The organism is Clavibacter sp. GW821-FHT01D01 (genome assembly GCF_059422605.1).
Genome location: NZ_JBWKXC010000018.1, coordinates 1 through 15,227, shown reverse-complemented (window position 1 = coordinate 15,227; position 15,227 = coordinate 1). Strand labels below are relative to the sequence as shown.

Annotated in this window: 14 protein-coding genes and 1 pseudogene; 10 read left to right on the top strand and 5 right to left on the bottom strand. The window is 73.7% G+C overall.

Annotation, left to right across the window (positions count from 1 at the left end; translation table 11 throughout):
- Position 1: 1 nt before the first annotated feature.
- Positions 2-619, top strand: coding sequence for a signal peptidase II (locus tag AC07VC_RS15715; protein WP_494676165.1), 618 nt, complete (start codon positions 2-4; stop codon positions 617-619).
- 22 nt (positions 620-641) lie between these two features.
- Positions 642-1,475 carry an aldo/keto reductase gene (locus tag AC07VC_RS15710; RefSeq protein WP_494676164.1) on the top strand — a complete coding sequence of 278 codons (834 nt, stop codon included), beginning with the start codon at positions 642-644 and terminating at the stop codon, positions 1,473-1,475.
- Between the two features lie 78 nt (positions 1,476-1,553).
- Here the strand turns inward: AC07VC_RS15710 and AC07VC_RS15705 are convergent, their stop codons facing one another.
- Positions 1,554-2,285 carry a M50 family metallopeptidase gene (locus tag AC07VC_RS15705; protein WP_494676163.1) on the bottom strand — a complete coding sequence of 244 codons (732 nt, stop codon included), beginning with the start codon at positions 2,283-2,285 and terminating at the stop codon, positions 1,554-1,556.
- A gap of 100 nt (positions 2,286-2,385) precedes the next feature.
- On the opposite strand from AC07VC_RS15705, the gene AC07VC_RS15700 reads away from it, so the two are divergent.
- From AC07VC_RS15700 to AC07VC_RS15690, 3 genes are all read left to right on the top strand, one after another.
- Positions 2,386-2,913, top strand: a complete 528-nt coding sequence (locus AC07VC_RS15700; protein WP_494676162.1) for an adenine phosphoribosyltransferase — start codon at positions 2,386-2,388, stop codon at positions 2,911-2,913.
- Positions 2,914-3,056: 143 nt separating this feature from the next.
- A complete protein-coding gene (locus AC07VC_RS15695) occupies positions 3,057-3,545 on the top strand; it encodes a VanZ family protein (RefSeq protein ID WP_317229818.1) in 489 nt (162 codons plus the stop codon).
- A 103-nt stretch (positions 3,546-3,648) separates the two neighbouring features.
- Positions 3,649-5,937, top strand: coding sequence for a HelD family protein (locus AC07VC_RS15690; protein ID WP_494676161.1), 2,289 nt, complete (start codon positions 3,649-3,651; stop codon positions 5,935-5,937).
- Positions 5,938-6,223: 286 nt separating this feature from the next.
- Here the strand turns inward: AC07VC_RS15690 and AC07VC_RS15685 are convergent, their stop codons facing one another.
- Positions 6,224-6,958 (bottom strand): HNH endonuclease family protein, encoded by a 735-nt coding sequence (locus tag AC07VC_RS15685; protein WP_494676160.1) that lies wholly within the window; start codon positions 6,956-6,958, stop codon positions 6,224-6,226.
- Positions 6,959-6,990: 32 nt separating this feature from the next.
- Complete coding sequence (locus AC07VC_RS15680; RefSeq protein ID WP_494676159.1) at positions 6,991-8,340, bottom strand: MFS transporter; 1,350 nt, start codon at positions 8,338-8,340, stop codon at positions 6,991-6,993.
- Positions 8,341-8,543: 203 nt separating this feature from the next.
- Here AC07VC_RS15680 and rpsO point away from each other — a divergent pair, with 203 nt between their 5' ends.
- Complete coding sequence (rpsO, locus tag AC07VC_RS15675) at positions 8,544-8,813, top strand: 30S ribosomal protein S15 (protein ID WP_012038735.1); 270 nt, start codon at positions 8,544-8,546, stop codon at positions 8,811-8,813.
- Positions 8,814-9,288: 475 nt separating this feature from the next.
- Positions 9,289-11,562 carry a polyribonucleotide nucleotidyltransferase gene (locus tag AC07VC_RS15670; protein ID WP_317229822.1) on the top strand — a complete coding sequence of 758 codons (2,274 nt, stop codon included), beginning with the start codon at positions 9,289-9,291 and terminating at the stop codon, positions 11,560-11,562.
- A 69-nt stretch (positions 11,563-11,631) separates the two neighbouring features.
- On the opposite strand, the gene AC07VC_RS15665 is transcribed toward AC07VC_RS15670, so the two are convergent.
- Both AC07VC_RS15665 and AC07VC_RS15660 read right to left on the bottom strand, forming a co-directional pair.
- Positions 11,632-12,021 (bottom strand): hypothetical protein, encoded by a 390-nt coding sequence (locus tag AC07VC_RS15665; RefSeq protein WP_494676158.1) that lies wholly within the window; start codon positions 12,019-12,021, stop codon positions 11,632-11,634.
- 23 nt (positions 12,022-12,044) lie between these two features.
- Positions 12,045-12,575, bottom strand: coding sequence for a YbhB/YbcL family Raf kinase inhibitor-like protein (locus AC07VC_RS15660; protein WP_494676157.1), 531 nt, complete (start codon positions 12,573-12,575; stop codon positions 12,045-12,047).
- A gap of 454 nt (positions 12,576-13,029) precedes the next feature.
- Between AC07VC_RS15660 and AC07VC_RS15655 the strand changes: the two genes are divergently transcribed.
- From AC07VC_RS15655 to AC07VC_RS15645, 3 genes and pseudogenes are all read left to right on the top strand, one after another.
- A complete protein-coding gene (locus AC07VC_RS15655) occupies positions 13,030-14,166 on the top strand; it encodes an aldo/keto reductase (protein ID WP_494676156.1) in 1,137 nt (378 codons plus the stop codon).
- A 199-nt stretch (positions 14,167-14,365) separates the two neighbouring features.
- Positions 14,366-14,881 (top strand): hypothetical protein, encoded by a 516-nt coding sequence (locus AC07VC_RS15650; RefSeq protein ID WP_494676155.1) that lies wholly within the window; start codon positions 14,366-14,368, stop codon positions 14,879-14,881.
- A pseudogene (locus AC07VC_RS15645) lies at positions 14,872-15,227 on the top strand (hypothetical protein); the annotation flags it as partial. The gene AC07VC_RS15650 and the pseudogene AC07VC_RS15645, both read left to right, overlap by 10 nt.

The following is a 15,227-nucleotide window of genomic DNA, read 5'->3' as shown; positions in this document are numbered from 1 at the left end:
CGTGACCACCGCACCCCCCGCCGCACGTCGTCCCCGCACCTCCCGCCCCGTCGTGGTGGCGCTCGCGGTCGTCGTGGTCGTCGCCGGCTTCGTGCTCGACCAGCTCAGCAAGCGCTGGGCCGTCGACTCGCTGGGCGACGGCGAGACCATCCCGCTCATCCCGACCGTCCGGTTCGCGCTCGTCTACAACCCGGGCGTCTCCTTCGGCATGGGCGCCGAGGTGGGGCCGCTGCTCACCGTCGGGATCATGGCGCTCGCGCTCGGCCTGGCCGTGTGGGTCGGCTGGCAGATCCGCCACCGCGCGTCGCTCCTCCAGGTCCTCCTCCTCTCCGCCGTGCTCGCAGGCGCGCTCGGCAACCTCTTCGACCGCGTCACGCGCGCGGAGGACGGGCCGCTGTCCGGCCACGTCGTCGACTTCATCGCGGTCGAGTGGTTCGCGGTCTTCAACGTGGCCGACATCCTCACGGTGTGCGGCATGATCGCGTGGGCCGCCACCACGGTCTTCGGGCGCGACCACGTCGCCGACGCGCGCGCGGACGCCGAGCGCGACGCCGCCCCCCGCGACGAGGCCGCCGACGCCCCGGCCGAGACGGGCCCCGCGCCCACCGACCGCGCCTGATCCGCGGGCGTACCGTGAGGGGATGACCACGATCCCCGAACTGGAACTCCGCGACGGCCACCGCATCCCCGCCATCGGCCTCGGCACGTACGGCCTCGACGGCGACGCGGGCGCCGAGCTCGTCTCCGGTGCCATCGGCGCCGGCTACCGCCTCCTCGACACGGCGTACAACTACGGCAACGAGGCCGCGGTGGGGGAGGGGATGCGCCGCTCCGGCGTGCCCCGCGAGGAGCTCTTCCTCACCACGAAGCTGCCCGGCCGGCACCACGGCTACGAGGAGACGCTCGCGTCCTTCGAGGAGTCGCGCGCGGCACTCGGCGTCGAGCACGTCGACCTCTACCTCATCCACTGGCCGAACCCGAGCGTCGACCGCTACGTCGACAGCTGGCGCGCGTTCGTCGAGCTGCAGGAGCGCGGCCTCGTCCGCTCCATCGGCGTGTCCAACTTCACCCCCGCGCACCTGCGGCGGCTCGAGGACGAGACGGGCGTGCTGCCCGTCGTCAACCAGGTCGAGATGCACCCGACCTTCGCGCAGGAGGCGCTCCGCGCGTTCCACGCGGAGCGCGGCATCGTGACGGAGAGCTGGTCCCCGCTCGGCACGCGCGAGCGGCTCCGGGAGGACCCGGCCGTCGTGGCCGCCGCCGAGGCGCACGGCGTCACCCCGACGCAGGCGGTGCTGCGCTGGCACGTCCAGTCCGGCGCGCTGCCGATCCCGCGCTCCGCCGATCCCGAGCGCCAGCGCCAGAACCTCGACGTGTTCGGCTTCGAGCTCAGCGCGGAGGAGGTGCGGGCGATCGGCTCCGGTCCCCAGTCGCGCCTCTGGGACGGCGACCCGGACACGCACGAGGAGATGTAGCAGCCGGATCCCTCCCGGCACCGGCGGCCGTCGCGTCCCCCGCGGGCGCGGCGGCCACGTCGCGCGCGGGTGCGCCGGTCAGCGCCCGAGCAGCGTCGGGATCCCGAGCCGGGCGACGCCGGCCACGAGGCACGCGCCGGCGACCAGCACGAGCACGCCCACCCACAGCACCGCCGGGAGGTGCGTGAGCCGCCCCAGCTGGTCGGCGTCCGAGGCGCAACCGCCCCGCCGGGACCTGGACCGCTGCAGCTCGAGGGTCGCCCGCAGCGCGCCGAGCAGCAGGAACAGCGCGAGCGCGTGCGCCGCGACGCCCTGCACGACGAGGGGCGCGGCACCCGCGACGACGCCGACCACCACGCCCGCGACGAGGCAGGACCAGAGCCCGAACCAGTTGCGCACCTGGATCACGACGAGCGCGAGCAGCAGCAGCCACAGCCAGAGCACCGCGGCCGACCGGCCCTCGCCCGCGAGCCACGCGGCGCCGAGCCCGGCGAGCGCGGGCGCGGGATGCCCGGCGAGCAGCGTCAGCACCATGCCGGGCCCGCGCGGCCGCCCGACGCTCACCGTGAGGCCCGAGGTGTCGGAGTGCAGGCGGATCCCCGCGAGCCGCCGCCCGCTCAGCGTCGCCGCGAGCCCGTGCCCGCCCTCGTGCACGATCGTCACGGCGTGGCGCGTGAGGCGCCAGGCGGCGGGCACGGCGACGAGCGCCACGGCGAGCGCGACGGCCACGAGCGCGGGTCCCGGCGCGAGCGGCGCCTCGACGGCGGTCGCGCGCGCCCAGGCGTCGCGGACGATCTCGGCGGGATCCATCGGTGCTCCTCGGGACGGCGCGGCGGGGTCGGCGCGGCGCCCACCCCATCACACGCGCCTGACGGTCGGCCGTCGTCCCTCCGGCGACTACCGTTGTCGGGTGCCTGACACCCCCGTCGCCGACCTCGTCGCGTCCCTGCTGCTCACCGTCCCCGACTTCCCGGAGCCCGGGATCCTGTTCCGCGACCTCACCCCCGTGCTCGCCGACGGGCCCGCCCTCCGCGCCGTCGTCGACGACCTCGTGGCCGCCGTCGGACCCGTCGACGCGGTCGCCGGCGTCGAGGCGCGCGGCTTCCTGCTCGCGGCCGCCGCGGCCTACGCGTCCGGCGTCGGGACGCTCGCCGTCCGGAAGGCCGGCAAGCTGCCCGGCGAGGTGCTCCGGGAGTCCTACGACCTCGAGTACGGGCAGGCCGCCATCGAGCTGCACCCCGGTCAGCTGCCGGGCGGATCCCGCGTGCTCCTCCTCGACGACGTGCTCGCCACGGGCGGGACCCTCGAGGCCGCCGCCCGCCTGCTGGAGCGGGCCGGCTACGAGGTCGCGGGCATCGGCGTGGTCCTCGAGATCGCGGGCCTCGGCGGCCGCGCGCGGCTCGCGGGTCGCGACGTGCACGCCATCATCGCCCTCTGACGCCGCGCCGCGCGGGCGACCGGACGCACGGCGCCTCCGCCCGACCGCGTCATCCCCGAGGACGGGTGCGCCGCGACGGGTCGCCCGGGGACCGGCACCTCCGACGGATCCGGCACCCAGGGCCGAGCCCCGATGATGGGGGGATGCTCCTGCGCCACCCCCTCCTCGGAACGGCGACGGCCCTGTACCTCGGGCTCGTCGCGTGGATCACGCTGTCGCCGGAGCCCTACGACTCCCGCATCGACGGGTTCCTGTTCCGCGCCCTCGGGGTCCTGCAGCGGCACGACGGCACGGCGTGGATCACGTACTCCCTGGTCGAGGGGGCGGCGAACGTCGCCATGTTCCTGCCCGTGGGCATGTTCCTCGTGCTGCTGCTGGGCCGGCGGAGGTGGTGGCTCGCCGTGGCGCTCGGCGTGGGCCTGTCCGTGCTCATCGAGACCGCGCAGCTGTTCCTCCCGACGCGCGTCTCCGACGTCCGCGACCTCCTGCACAACGGGCTCGGGGCGCTCCTCGGCGTCGTCCTCGTCCTGATCCTCACGGCTCGCTCCGAGAACGCCCGCCGCCGTGCCCTCCGCCAGCGGGCGCGGCAGACCCCGACGGAGCCGCAGCCGCTGGTCGGCACGCCCCGCTGACCCGTCCCGCGGCCCCGACGGCGGACCGCTGCCGGCGCCCGCGCGGTCAGGGGACGCCCCCTCGGCTCGATAGGATCGATGCCGGAAATCAAGGGGTGTGCAGGTGACCGGTACGGAGCTGGATCGCGAGCGCGCGTACGTCTCGCGCCTCTACGGGCGACTCGACGCGGTGCGGGCGGAGACCCGCGAGCAGCTGACGGCGGTGCGGGACAGCCCCACCGGCGGCACGCACCAGAACCGGTCCGAGCGCGACGCGTTCGCCCGCATCTACGAGGACCGCCTGCAGGCGCTCCGCGAGGTCGACGAGCGCCTGGTCTTCGGCCGCCTCGAGTTCGAGGACGGCCACCTCCCCGAGGACGAGCCCCGCCCGCCCGCCCCGGCGGACGCCGCCGACGCGCCGACCGCCGACGGGGATCCCGTCTACCGGTACATCGGCCGCATCGGCCTCCGCGACGACGACCTCCAGCCGCTCCTCCTCGACTGGCGCGTCCCGCAGGCGAGCGCGTTCTACCAGGCCACCGCGGCCACGCCCCTCGGCGCCCGGGCCCGGCGGCACCTCACCACGCGCGGCCGCGAGGTCGTGCACGTCGAGGACGAGGTCTTCGACCCGACGCTCCTCGACGAGGGCCGCACCAGCCTCCAGGGCGAGGGGGCGCTGCTCGCCGCGCTCGCCGCGGGTCGCACCGGCCGGATGAACGACATCGTCGCCACCATCCAGGCCGAGCAGGACCGCATCATCCGGTCCGACCTCCGCGGCGTCCTCGTCGTGCAGGGCGGGCCGGGCACGGGCAAGACCGCGGTCGCGCTGCACCGCGCCGCCTACCTCCTGTACTCGCACCGCGACCGCCTCGCCTCCTCGGGCGTCCTGGTCGTCGGTCCCAGCCGCTCCTTCCTGCAGTACATCGAGGCCGTGCTGCCGTCCCTCGGCGAGACCGGGGTGGTGCTCGCGAGCGTCGGCCAGCTGTTCCCCGGCATCGACGCGGCCGCCGAGGACGCTCCCGAGGTCGCGGCGGTGAAGGGCGGATCCGAGATGGCGGGCCTCCTGCAGCGCGCCGTGCGCTCGCGCCAGGTCGTGCCGACCGAGCCCGTGACCCTCGACGTGAACGGCGAGCGCATCGTGCTCGAGCCGTCCCTCGTCGCCGGCGCGCTCCGCCGCGCGCAGGACAGCCGGAAGCCGCACAACGAGGCCCGCGTGGTCTTCAACAAGGCCGCCCTCGGATCCCTCGCGCAGGTCCTCGCGTCCCAGATGCGCCGCAACGGCAGCGCCCTCGACGACAGCGACCTCGCCATGCTCCGCGAGGACCTCCGCACCTCCTACGACGTCAAGGTCGCGCTGAACACCGCGTGGATGCCGCTCACCCCCGAGAAGCTCGTGCAGGACCTCTACGCCCGCCCGCAGTGGCTCGCGTCGCTCACGCCGCGCTGGAGCCCGGAGAAGCGCGCGCTCCTCCGCCGGGACCGGGACGCCGCGTTCACGGTCGCCGACGTCCCGCTCCTCGACGAGGCGGCGGAGCTCCTCGGCGAGTTCAGCGCGCAGGCCGACGCGAGCGCCCGCGAGCGGGAGCAGCAGCGCCTCCGCGACATCGAGAACGCCGAGCAGGCCATCGAGAACATGGGCGTGGGCGGCATGGTCACGGCCGAGCGGCTCGCGGAGGGCTTCGCCGAGCAGGCCGCGCGCCGCACCACGGCGGAGCGCGCCGCGTCCGACCGCACCTGGACCTACGGCCACATCGTGGTCGACGAGGCGCAGGAGCTGTCGCCCATGCAGTGGCGCGTGCTCCTCCGCCGCTGCCCGCTCCGCTCCTTCACCATCGTCGGCGACGTGGCGCAGGCGAGCTCCGCCGCGGGCGTCTCCAGCTGGCAGGAGGCGCTCGGCCCGGTGCTCGGGCGCGAGTGGCGCCTCGAGGAGCTCACCGTCAACTACCGCACGCCCGCGCGGATCGCCGAGGCCGCCGAGCGCATGGCCATCGCGCACGGCCTCCCGGTCACCCGCTCCCGGGCCGTCCGCGAGGGCGAGCACCCCATCGACACCGTCGGGGTCGCGGCCGACGAGGTCGTCGCGGCCGTCGTCGACGTGGTCGACGAGGAGCGCGAGGACGGCGACCAGGGCACCCTCGCGGTCATCGCCCGCGACGACCGCGTGGGGGAGCTGCACCGGGCCCTCGCCGAGCGCTTCGGGTCCGCGGTCGGCATCGGCGTCGGCGGCCTCGGCCGGCCGATCGCCGTGCTCGGGTCGCAGGAGGCCAAGGGCCTGGAGTTCGACGTGGTCGTCATCGCCGAGCCGGACGAGATCCTCGCCCACACCTCCCGCGGGGCCGCGGGCCTCTACGTCGCCATGACCCGGCCGACGCAGCGCCTGCACATCGTCACGTCCACCGGCTTCACGGCCTGATCGGACGGCTGCGGCGCCGGCCGCGGGATGCGCACCCGAGGGGTCAGCGGTGCTGGGCGGCGGGGGAGCTGCCGGGGGCAAGGAGATGGGCCGGCCCGATGACGGACCGGCCCCGCGTCCGCGGTCCCGGCGCCGAGACCCCTCTCCGTGCGCCGTCCGTGCGATCGCTCTCCCCATGACATCCGGACCCGTGGTGCATCGCGTCTCTGATGGTCCGGCGCATTGCAGCATGTTCGGAGCGGGTGCCCGATCGGTTGGGGCACGAACGTGACGGCTCCCTGGACGGTCAGCGGACGGGCGCCGGCCAGCGCACGTCGTCGGACGTGAGGAGCGGCTCGTCCGCGCATCCGTCGAGGACGCGCGCCATCGCGTCGTGCTCCGCGCGCGTCACGCTGAGCTCGGTGCGCACCTTCACGGCGACCTGCCGGGCCACGAGCGCGCACGCGTCGGCCGCGTCCTCGGGCAGCCACTCGTCGGCCGTCGCGTCGGACTTCGCGGAGTTCTCCGCGGCGGAGGCGGCGACGAGCTCCAGCGGGTCGTTCGCGAAGGCCGCCCGGTAGTCGGCGTCCCAGCGCCACGCGCCGGAGGACCAGGCGTCGGACAGCGACACCACGTGGTCGATCTGCACGGCCTCGGGGTCGCTCGAGCGGTCGAACCCGATGCGCGCACCCGAGTACGGGTCCTCGAGGACGCCCGCCTGCACGACGCAGCCCCGCGTGCCGTCGCGCACCTCCGCGTCGGCGAGGTCGCGCCGCAGCACGTCGTTGCGGGTGTCGCAGCCGTTGCGGTCCACGTCCGTGCGCCACGCGAAGGACTCCCGGTCGTAGCCGGCGACGCGCTCCTCGGTGCGCACGTCGAGCCCCTCGAGGGCGAGGCGCGCGGATCCGCTCGAGCCCGGCTCCGCGCCCAGCCCCGACCCGGGTGCCGATGCCCCGCCGGCGCCGCCGTCCGGTCCGTCCTCGCCCCCGCGCCACTGGACGAGGCCCGCGACGATCAGGAGCACCAGTGCCGCCAGGGTCACCAGCACGGGCGTCCGCCGCCTCCGCCGCCGGCTCACGGGGTCGGGTTCCGGGAGTCGTAGTGCTCGAACGACGGCAGCGAGCGGATGAGGATCCACACCACCACCGCGATCAGCAGCCCGCCCACGAGCGACGGCACCCAGAGCGCCGCGAACGCCGTGACGATGCCGATGTACGCGTCGCCGAGCCGCGGCCCGCCCGTCACGACGACGATGAAGATGCCCTGCAGGCGCCCCCGCATGTTGTCGGGGACCGCGGTCTGCAGCATGGTGTTGCGGAAGATGGAGGAGATGTTGTCGGCCGCGCCGGTGCAGGCGAGGAGCACGGAGGCCGCGACGATGCCGGGCACGCTGGCGTCCTCGATGCGGGAGCCCATGCCGTGCAGGACCCCGGTCTGCGCGAGGAGGAGCACCAGTCCGAAGCCGGCCGTGGAGAGCCCGTAGGCCACGATGGCCCAGCGGATGGCGCGTCCGTGCCGGGTGACCCGGCCGACGGATCCGCTGAGCAGGCTGCTCACGAGGCTGCCGACCGCGCCGGCCGCCGTCAGGATGCCCACGGTCACGGGTCCGCCGCCGAGCACCACCGCGCCGACCGCGGGGAACAGCACGCGGGGCTGCCCGAGGGTCATGGCGATGATGTCGACGATGAACGACATGCGGATGTTCGGCGCGGTCCGCAGGAACCCGAGCCCGTACCGGATGGAGGCGAGCCCCGGCCGCTGCACCTCGCCCTCGGGCGCGATGCGCGGCAGCGCGAGCACGCCCGTGAACGCCGCGAGGAACAGCACGGCGTCCACCGTGTAGGTCCACTGGAACCCGACGGTCGCGACGAGCACGCCCGCGAGCGCCGGTCCCACCGTGACCATGACGCCGAGGCTGATGCCGCCGAGCGCGCTCGCGGCGGGCAGCAGGTGCGCGGGGAGGATGCGGGGGAGGATCGCCTGCCGGCTCGTCCCGATCACGGTCGCTGCCACCGCGTTGAGGATGCTCAGCGCGTAGAGGGACCACACCGTCTCGGCCTGCGTCCACGCGAGCAGGGCCAGCGCGATGGTGGAGCCCCACGCGGCGCAGGAGGCGATGAGCGCGACCTTGCGGCGGTCGAACGCGTCGGCGAGCATCCCGCCGTAGAGGCCCGCGATGATCATCGGCAGCAGCGAGAGCACGCCGACCAGCGCCACCGACCCCGTGGATCCCGTCAGCTCGTACACGTGCAGCCCGATCGCCACGATGGTCATCTGGCTGCCGATGCCCGCGATCGCGTTGCCCGCCCAGAGCCGCGCGAACGCGGGGCTCTCCTTCAGGGGCGTGAGGTCGACGAAGTGGCTGCCGCGCACCTGCCGCTCGTCGGGGATCGGGATGGGGGAGGTCTCGGGCGGGATGCTCACGTGATGCTGCGTCGTCTCTCTAGAGTGGATTTCCACGCTAGCCGAGATCACCGACGCCGCCTCCGGCGAGGAGCGTCCGCCCGCTGATGCAGGGCCCGCCCTCTGGTATGCTCGTGCGGTTGCCGTCTGAACGGCCGCGGATCAAGAGAGCTCGCACATCCTGTGACGGGCGCCGCGCAACGAACACGAGAGGGGATCATCACATGGCTCTGGAAGCAGACGTCAAGAAGGCGATCATCGACGAGTACGCGACCCACCCCGGTGACACCGGATCCCCCGAGGTGCAGATCGCGCTCCTCACCAAGCGGATCACGGGCCTCACCGAGCACCTCAAGGAGCACAAGCACGACCACCACACGCGTCGTGGCCTGCTCCTCCTGGTCGGCCAGCGTCGTCGTCTCCTCGGCTACCTGTCCAACGTCGACATCGAGCGCTACCGCGCCCTGATCGCGCGCCTGGGCATCCGCCGCTGACACGCACCACCCGTCGCTGATCGCATCACGACGCACGGACGAGCCGTCACCCTCCGGGGTGGCGGCTCGTCTTCCGTTAAGGGGAGCGACGCCCGCTCGACACCCGGAGCAGCACGTCCTCCGGGGCCCGCGAGGGGCCGGGTGCTACCATGTCCGAAGTGATCCAGCGGACGCCCAGCGTCACGATGCGATCACGACAGATGGAGCTGGCCGGCAGGAGCTGGTCGTTGGTGGTGGTATTCCGAGTCGCTCGGAGCATTCCCACTGATGGCCAGACATGCGCCCGCCGCCCTCGGCCACCGGCCGATGAGCGGAACCAGCCGCGCACGTGCACCCGGATCCCGCATCAGGCGGGCTCCGACGTGTCGCCTCGCCCGCTCCTCCTCTGTCGCAGGAGGTCCGCATCCACACGGGATGCAGGACGAGCGCCCGACGGGCGTCGCCGAGAGGCGCAACACGAAGGAGAGAGACCTCAATGGAAGGTCCAGAGATCAAGTTCGCCGAGGCAGTCCTCGACAACGGCAAGTACGGAACGCGCACGGTCCGGTTCGAGGCCGGCCGCCTCGCGCAGCAGGCTCAGGGCGCGGTCGCCGCGTACCTCGACGAGGACACCATGCTGCTGTCCGCCACCTCGGTGGGCAAGCACCCGAAGGACAACTTCGACTTCTTCCCTCTGACCATCGACGTGGAGGAGCGCAGCTACGCCGCGGGCAAGATCCCCGGCTCGTTCTTCCGTCGCGAGGGCCGCCCCTCCACCGAGGCGATCCTCGTCTGCCGCCTCATCGACCGGCCGCTGCGCCCGTCGTTCATCACGGGCCTCCGCAACGAGGTCCAGGTCGTCATCACCGTCCTCAGCATCGCGCCGGACGAGTTCTACGACAGCCTCGCCATCAACGCGGCGAGCGCCTCGAGCATGCTCTCGGGCATCCCGTTCTCCGGCCCCATCGCGGGTGTGCGCCTCGCGCTCATCGGCGACCAGTGGGTCGTCTTCCCCAAGCACTCGCAGCTCAAGGAGGCCGTCTTCGACATCACCGTCGCCGGCCGCGTCGTCACCGACTCCGAGGGCAACGAGGACGTCGCGATCATGATGGTCGAGGCCGAGGCCACCGAGGGTGCCTGGGACCTCATCCAGGGCGGCGCCACGAAGCCCGACGAGGCCATCGTCGCGCAGGGCCTCGAGGCCGCGAAGCCGTTCATCCAGCAGCTCGTCGCCGCGCAGGCCTCGCTCGCGCAGCAGGCCGCGAAGCCCACGGTCGACTACCCCGTCTTCCTGCCGTACGCGCAGGAGACCTACGACGCCGTCAGCGCTCTCGCGCTCGACGAGCTCGGCACCGTGTACCAGACCGCCGACAAGATCGAGCGCCAGGACGCGGACGACGCCCTCAAGACCCGTACCAAGGAGGCCGTGGCCGCCAAGGTCGAGGCCGGCGAGCTGCCGCAGTCGGCGCTCACCGAGTTCTCCGCGGCGTACAAGTCCGTCACGAAGACCGTCGTCCGCGGCCGGATCCTCCGCGACGGCATCCGCATGGACGGCCGCGGCCTCGCCGACATCCGCCCGCTCGACGCCGAGGTGCAGGTCATCCCGCGCGTCCACGGGTCGGCCATCTTCCAGCGCGGCGAGACCCAGATCCTGGGCGTCACCACGCTGAACATGCTCAAGATGGAGCAGCAGATCGACTCGCTGAGCCCCGTCACGAAGAAGCGCTACCTGCACCACTACAACTTCCCGCCCTACTCCACCGGTGAGACCGGTCGCGTCGGGTCGCCGAAGCGCCGCGAGATCGGGCACGGCTTCCTCGCCGAGCGCGCCCTCGTGCCGGTGCTGCCGAGCCGCGAGGACTTCCCCTACGCGATCCGCCAGGTGTCGGAGGCCCTCGGGTCCAACGGCTCCACGTCGATGGGCTCCGTCTGCGCCTCGACCCTGTCGCTGCTGAACGCGGGCGTGCCGCTGCGCGCGCCCGTCGCCGGCATCGCCATGGGCCTCGTGTCCGACACCGTCGACGGCCAGGTCCGCTACGCGGCCCTCACCGACATCCTCGGTGCGGAGGACGCGCTCGGCGACATGGACTTCAAGGTCGCCGGCACGTCGGAGTTCGTCACGGCCATCCAGCTGGACACGAAGCTCGACGGCATCCCCACGTCGGTCCTCGACGGCGCCCTCAAGCAGGCGAAGGAGGCCCGCACGGCCATCCTCGGCGTGCTGAACCAGGCCATCGACGCCCCCGACGAGATGGCCCCGACCGCGCCCCGCGTGATCTCGGTCAACATCCCCGTCGACAAGATCGGCGAGCTGATCGGCCCGAAGGGCAAGACGATCAACGCCATCCAGGACGAGACCGGCGCCGACATCTCCATCGAGGAGGACGGCACCGTGTACATCGGCGCCGTCGACGGCCCGTCGGCGGAGGCCGCGCGTGCGCAGGTCAACGCCATCGCGAACCCGACGAACCCGGAGGTCGGCGAGTCCTTCCTCGGCACCGTCGTCAAGATCGCGACGTTCGGCGCGTTCGTCTCGCTGCTCCCCGGCAAGGACGGCCTGCTGCACATCAGCGAGGTCCGCAAGCTCGCCGGCGGCAAGCGCGTCGAGAACGTCGAGGACGTCCTCGGCGTCGGCCAGAAGATCCTGGTGGAGATCACCAAGATCGACGACCGCGGCAAGCTCTCGCTCGCGCCCGTGATGGAGGAGGCCGCCGATCAGGAGGGCTCCGCCGCCGCGAGCGACGGCCCCGAGGGCCCCGCGGAGGGCTAGGCCCCACCGCACCCCGCACGGCCCGGATGCCCGTCCCACCTCGGTGGGGCGGGCATCCGTCGTGTGCGGCTACTTCCCGTCGTCCGGATCCGTCGGGTACGGCTCGTCGGGGGCGGCCGGCACCGAGACGGAGGGCACGGGCGTCGGGTCCGCCGGGGCGCCGGACGCGCTCGGGGCCGGGGTCGGCTCGGGCGTCGGCGCGTCGGTCGGCTCGGGGTCCGGCGTCTCCGTCGGCGTCGGCGTGGAGCCGGGTGGCGCGCTCGGCGAGCTGGACGACGGCATGGGCGTCAAGGGTCCCGCCCCGCCGCGCGTGAGCGCGATCGCCGTGATGATGCCCGCGACCACGACGGCCACGGCCAGCAGGGCGAGGATCAGCGCCAGGCGCCGCCGGCGCGGTCGGGCGTCCTCGCCCGGTCGCGCACCGTCGCGGCGGCGGCGGCCCTCGCCGTCGAGCGTCACGTCGTCCCCCTCGTCCGGCCCGGTCAGTCCGCGACGGTGATCGCGGTGCCCACGAGCTGGGCGCGCCCGATCACGTGCGGCAGCATCAGGAACCCGAGGATCGCGGGGGTCGCGCCCTCGGGGATCTCCAGCGACTCGACGTCGAGCGCGGTGACGATGAAGAAGTACCGGTGCGTGCCGTGGCCGGCCGGCGGCGTCGCCCCGGCGAACCGCGTCTCGCGCGCCTCGTTGTGCATCGTCACGGCGTCCTCGGGGAGGAGGCCCGCATCCGGGTCCCCCGCGCCCGCCGGGAGCGACGTGGTGGATGCGGGGATGCCGCGCACCGCCCAGTGCCAGAAGCCGCTGCCCGTGGGGGCGTCGGGGTCGTAGGCGGTGAGCACGTAGCTGCGGGTGGCCGCGGGGGCTCCCGTCCATGTCAGGGCGGGGGAGCGGTCCTGTCCGCCCTGTCCGGCACCTCGGGCGGACTCGGGCAGCGGCGCCCCGTCCGCGAAGTCCGGGCTGGTGAGGTGGAAGGGGGCGGCATCCGGCAGGCGGTGCAGCGGGTCGTTGGGCACGATGGTTCCTCTCGGTTGTGCTTTCCCCACCAGCCTCGCACGGTGCGCCGGGATGCGGCCGGGAGGCGGTCGGACGGCGTCGCAGGGACGTGCGCGGCGGCCGGCCCGCCCTCCCCACGCGTCCGCCGGGCCCCCGAAGAGGGGCTGGGTCGGGGACGCCGAGCATCGTTACCGTGGTGGGGCGGGCAGGTCCACGGGATCGCCCGCTTCCGGGGGACGCATCGGGGGATGCAGACCGCCGAGGGGTGCCGGGGTCGGGGGATCCACGGCACCCCTTCCGGCTCCGCTGGCCCCGCCGTCCGCCGCGTCGGCCGCGCCCGGCGGGTGCGGGCCCAGGTGCATGTGCGGCTGCGATCGCGTCGTGGCCGCGTCCCGCCTGTCCTGCGGGCGAACCACCGGATGCAAAACCCTTGGTACGCAAATCTTTCGCCTGCGTGGGGGCTACGCTCGACAGGTGACGTCGTCCCCTCCCACCGCCTCCGCCGTCACGCCCGCGCCCCAGCCCCGACGCCGTCGCGCCGGAGCGCTCGTCGGGCACCGGACTCGGCAGCCGCAGCGCCCCGCGGAGCCCGCCACGCTGGCCGAGGCGACCGTGCAGGCCGCCGGCGCCCTCGTCCTCGAGGCCGTCGCGGAGCCCGGTCTGCGCAGCGGCGGCAGCATCCCGCATCCCGCGCGGCACCGCGTCATCGGCGACACGGACCTCCGCGTGTTCCCCCTCGCGCTCGGCGGCAACGTCTTCGGCTGGACCGCGGGCGCGGAAGACACCTCCGCGATCCTCGACCGCTACCAGGAGGCGGGCGGCAACTTCATCGACACCGCCGACTCCTACGCCAGCGGCCGCAGCGAGCACATGATCGGCTCGTGGATGCGCGAGCGCCGGAACCGCGACTCGATGGTCGTGGCCACCAAGATCGGCAAGAGCGAGGACTTCCCGGGCCTCGGCGGCTCGCGCATCGAGCGCGCGGTCGACGCCAGCCTGTCGCGCCTCGGGACCGACCACGTCGACCTGCTCTACTTCCACTGGGACGACCTCGACGTGCCGCTGGAGGAGAGCCTCTCCGCCGCCGGCCGCCTCATCGCCTCCGGCAAGGTGCGCCACCTCGCCGCGTCGAACTACGCCGCCGAGCGCCTGCTGCACGCGCGGATCATCGGCGGGCTGTACGACGCGCCGCGCTTCGTCGCGCTGCAGACGCACTACAACCTCGTGAACCGCGCGCCGTACGAGTCGGACTACCTCGACGTGGTGCGCGGCCAGGAGCTCTCCGTCATGCCCTACTTCGCGCTGGCGAACGGCTTCCTGACGGGCAAGTACCGCACCCGCGACTCGGTGCGCGAAGGTGCACGGGGCCAGCGCGCCGCCAAGTACCTCAACCGCCGCGGCCTCCGCGTGCTCACCGCGCTCGACGAGATCGCGGAGCACCACTCGGCCAGCGTCGCGACGATCGCGCTGGCCTGGCTCCTCGCCAAGCCCGGCGTCGTCGCCCCGGTCGCGAGCGCCAGCCGCCCCGAGCAGGTCCACGACCTGGTCCGGGCCGCCCACATCCAGCTCTCGCGCCACGACGTCGCCCGGCTCGACCGCGCCTCCGACTAGCCCTTCACAACGCGCGCCACGCTCCTGCCCTGCCCGCGATGTGGAGGGCCGCGCCGAGGCATGCGCCTCCCCGGCTACCTTGCCGGGACCCGCGACGCCGGCGCCCCTGCGCCCGCATCCGCGCGGGATTCCGCACGCCCCGGGGGAGACGACCTTGCACGATCGACCGCGCCATCCGATGCCACGACGACGCAGGCCCGTGGCCACGGGCTCGCTGGTCGTCCTCGTCGCGGGCTCCCTGCTCTCGGGATGCGCGGCTCCGCCGCCCGAGTCCGTCCCCTCCCCGCTCCCGTCCCTCACCCAGGAGCAGCAGGACGACGCCGCGTTCCGCGACGTGATGACCCGCTACGTGGACCTCGACGCGAACACGGACACGGAGGAGGACCTGGCCGCGCTGCTGACAGGCGATGTCCTCGACGCCGAGAAGGCCGGACTGGCTGATGCGCGGCAGTCGGGTATCCGCACGAGCGGCAAGGACGTCATGAGCGGATTCGAGGTCACGGATCGTGGTCTCGATCCGTCGGGCACGCAGTACATGACAGCTCAGCTGTGCCTTGACCAGAGTGGTACGCGCTTCGTCGACTCGAGCGGAAAGGACATGACGCCCGAGCGAGATCCGCGCCTGTCCCTGCAAGTGAAGGTGGTCAAGTCCGAGAAGGACCCGTGGCGCGTGAGTGACATCGTCCGCAACGAGGACGTGCACGCATGCGGATGAAGCGGGCATCGGCCGTGATCGTCCTCGTCCTCGTCGTGGGTGCGATCGTCGGGACGGGACCGGCGGCACACGCCTCGGGTGAGTTCTGTCCGGTCACGCACAGCCAGTCGGCGGCGTGCACGTCAGGAGGGATCGGTGACGGGTCGGTCGCCGTCCATGCACGAGAGCGCATGGGCGCTCCCGAGCGTGCCGCAGACATCGCCCCGGTCACGACGGTCCCCTTCTCGTCCCGACATTCGTCGACGCCGCTGATCCTGCATCCGGTGCCGCGGCAGGACCGGTTGGCGGCGGATGCGGATGGTGGGTGCTTGCCGGGGCGGGGGTCGTGCCTGGATGGGCGGCATGC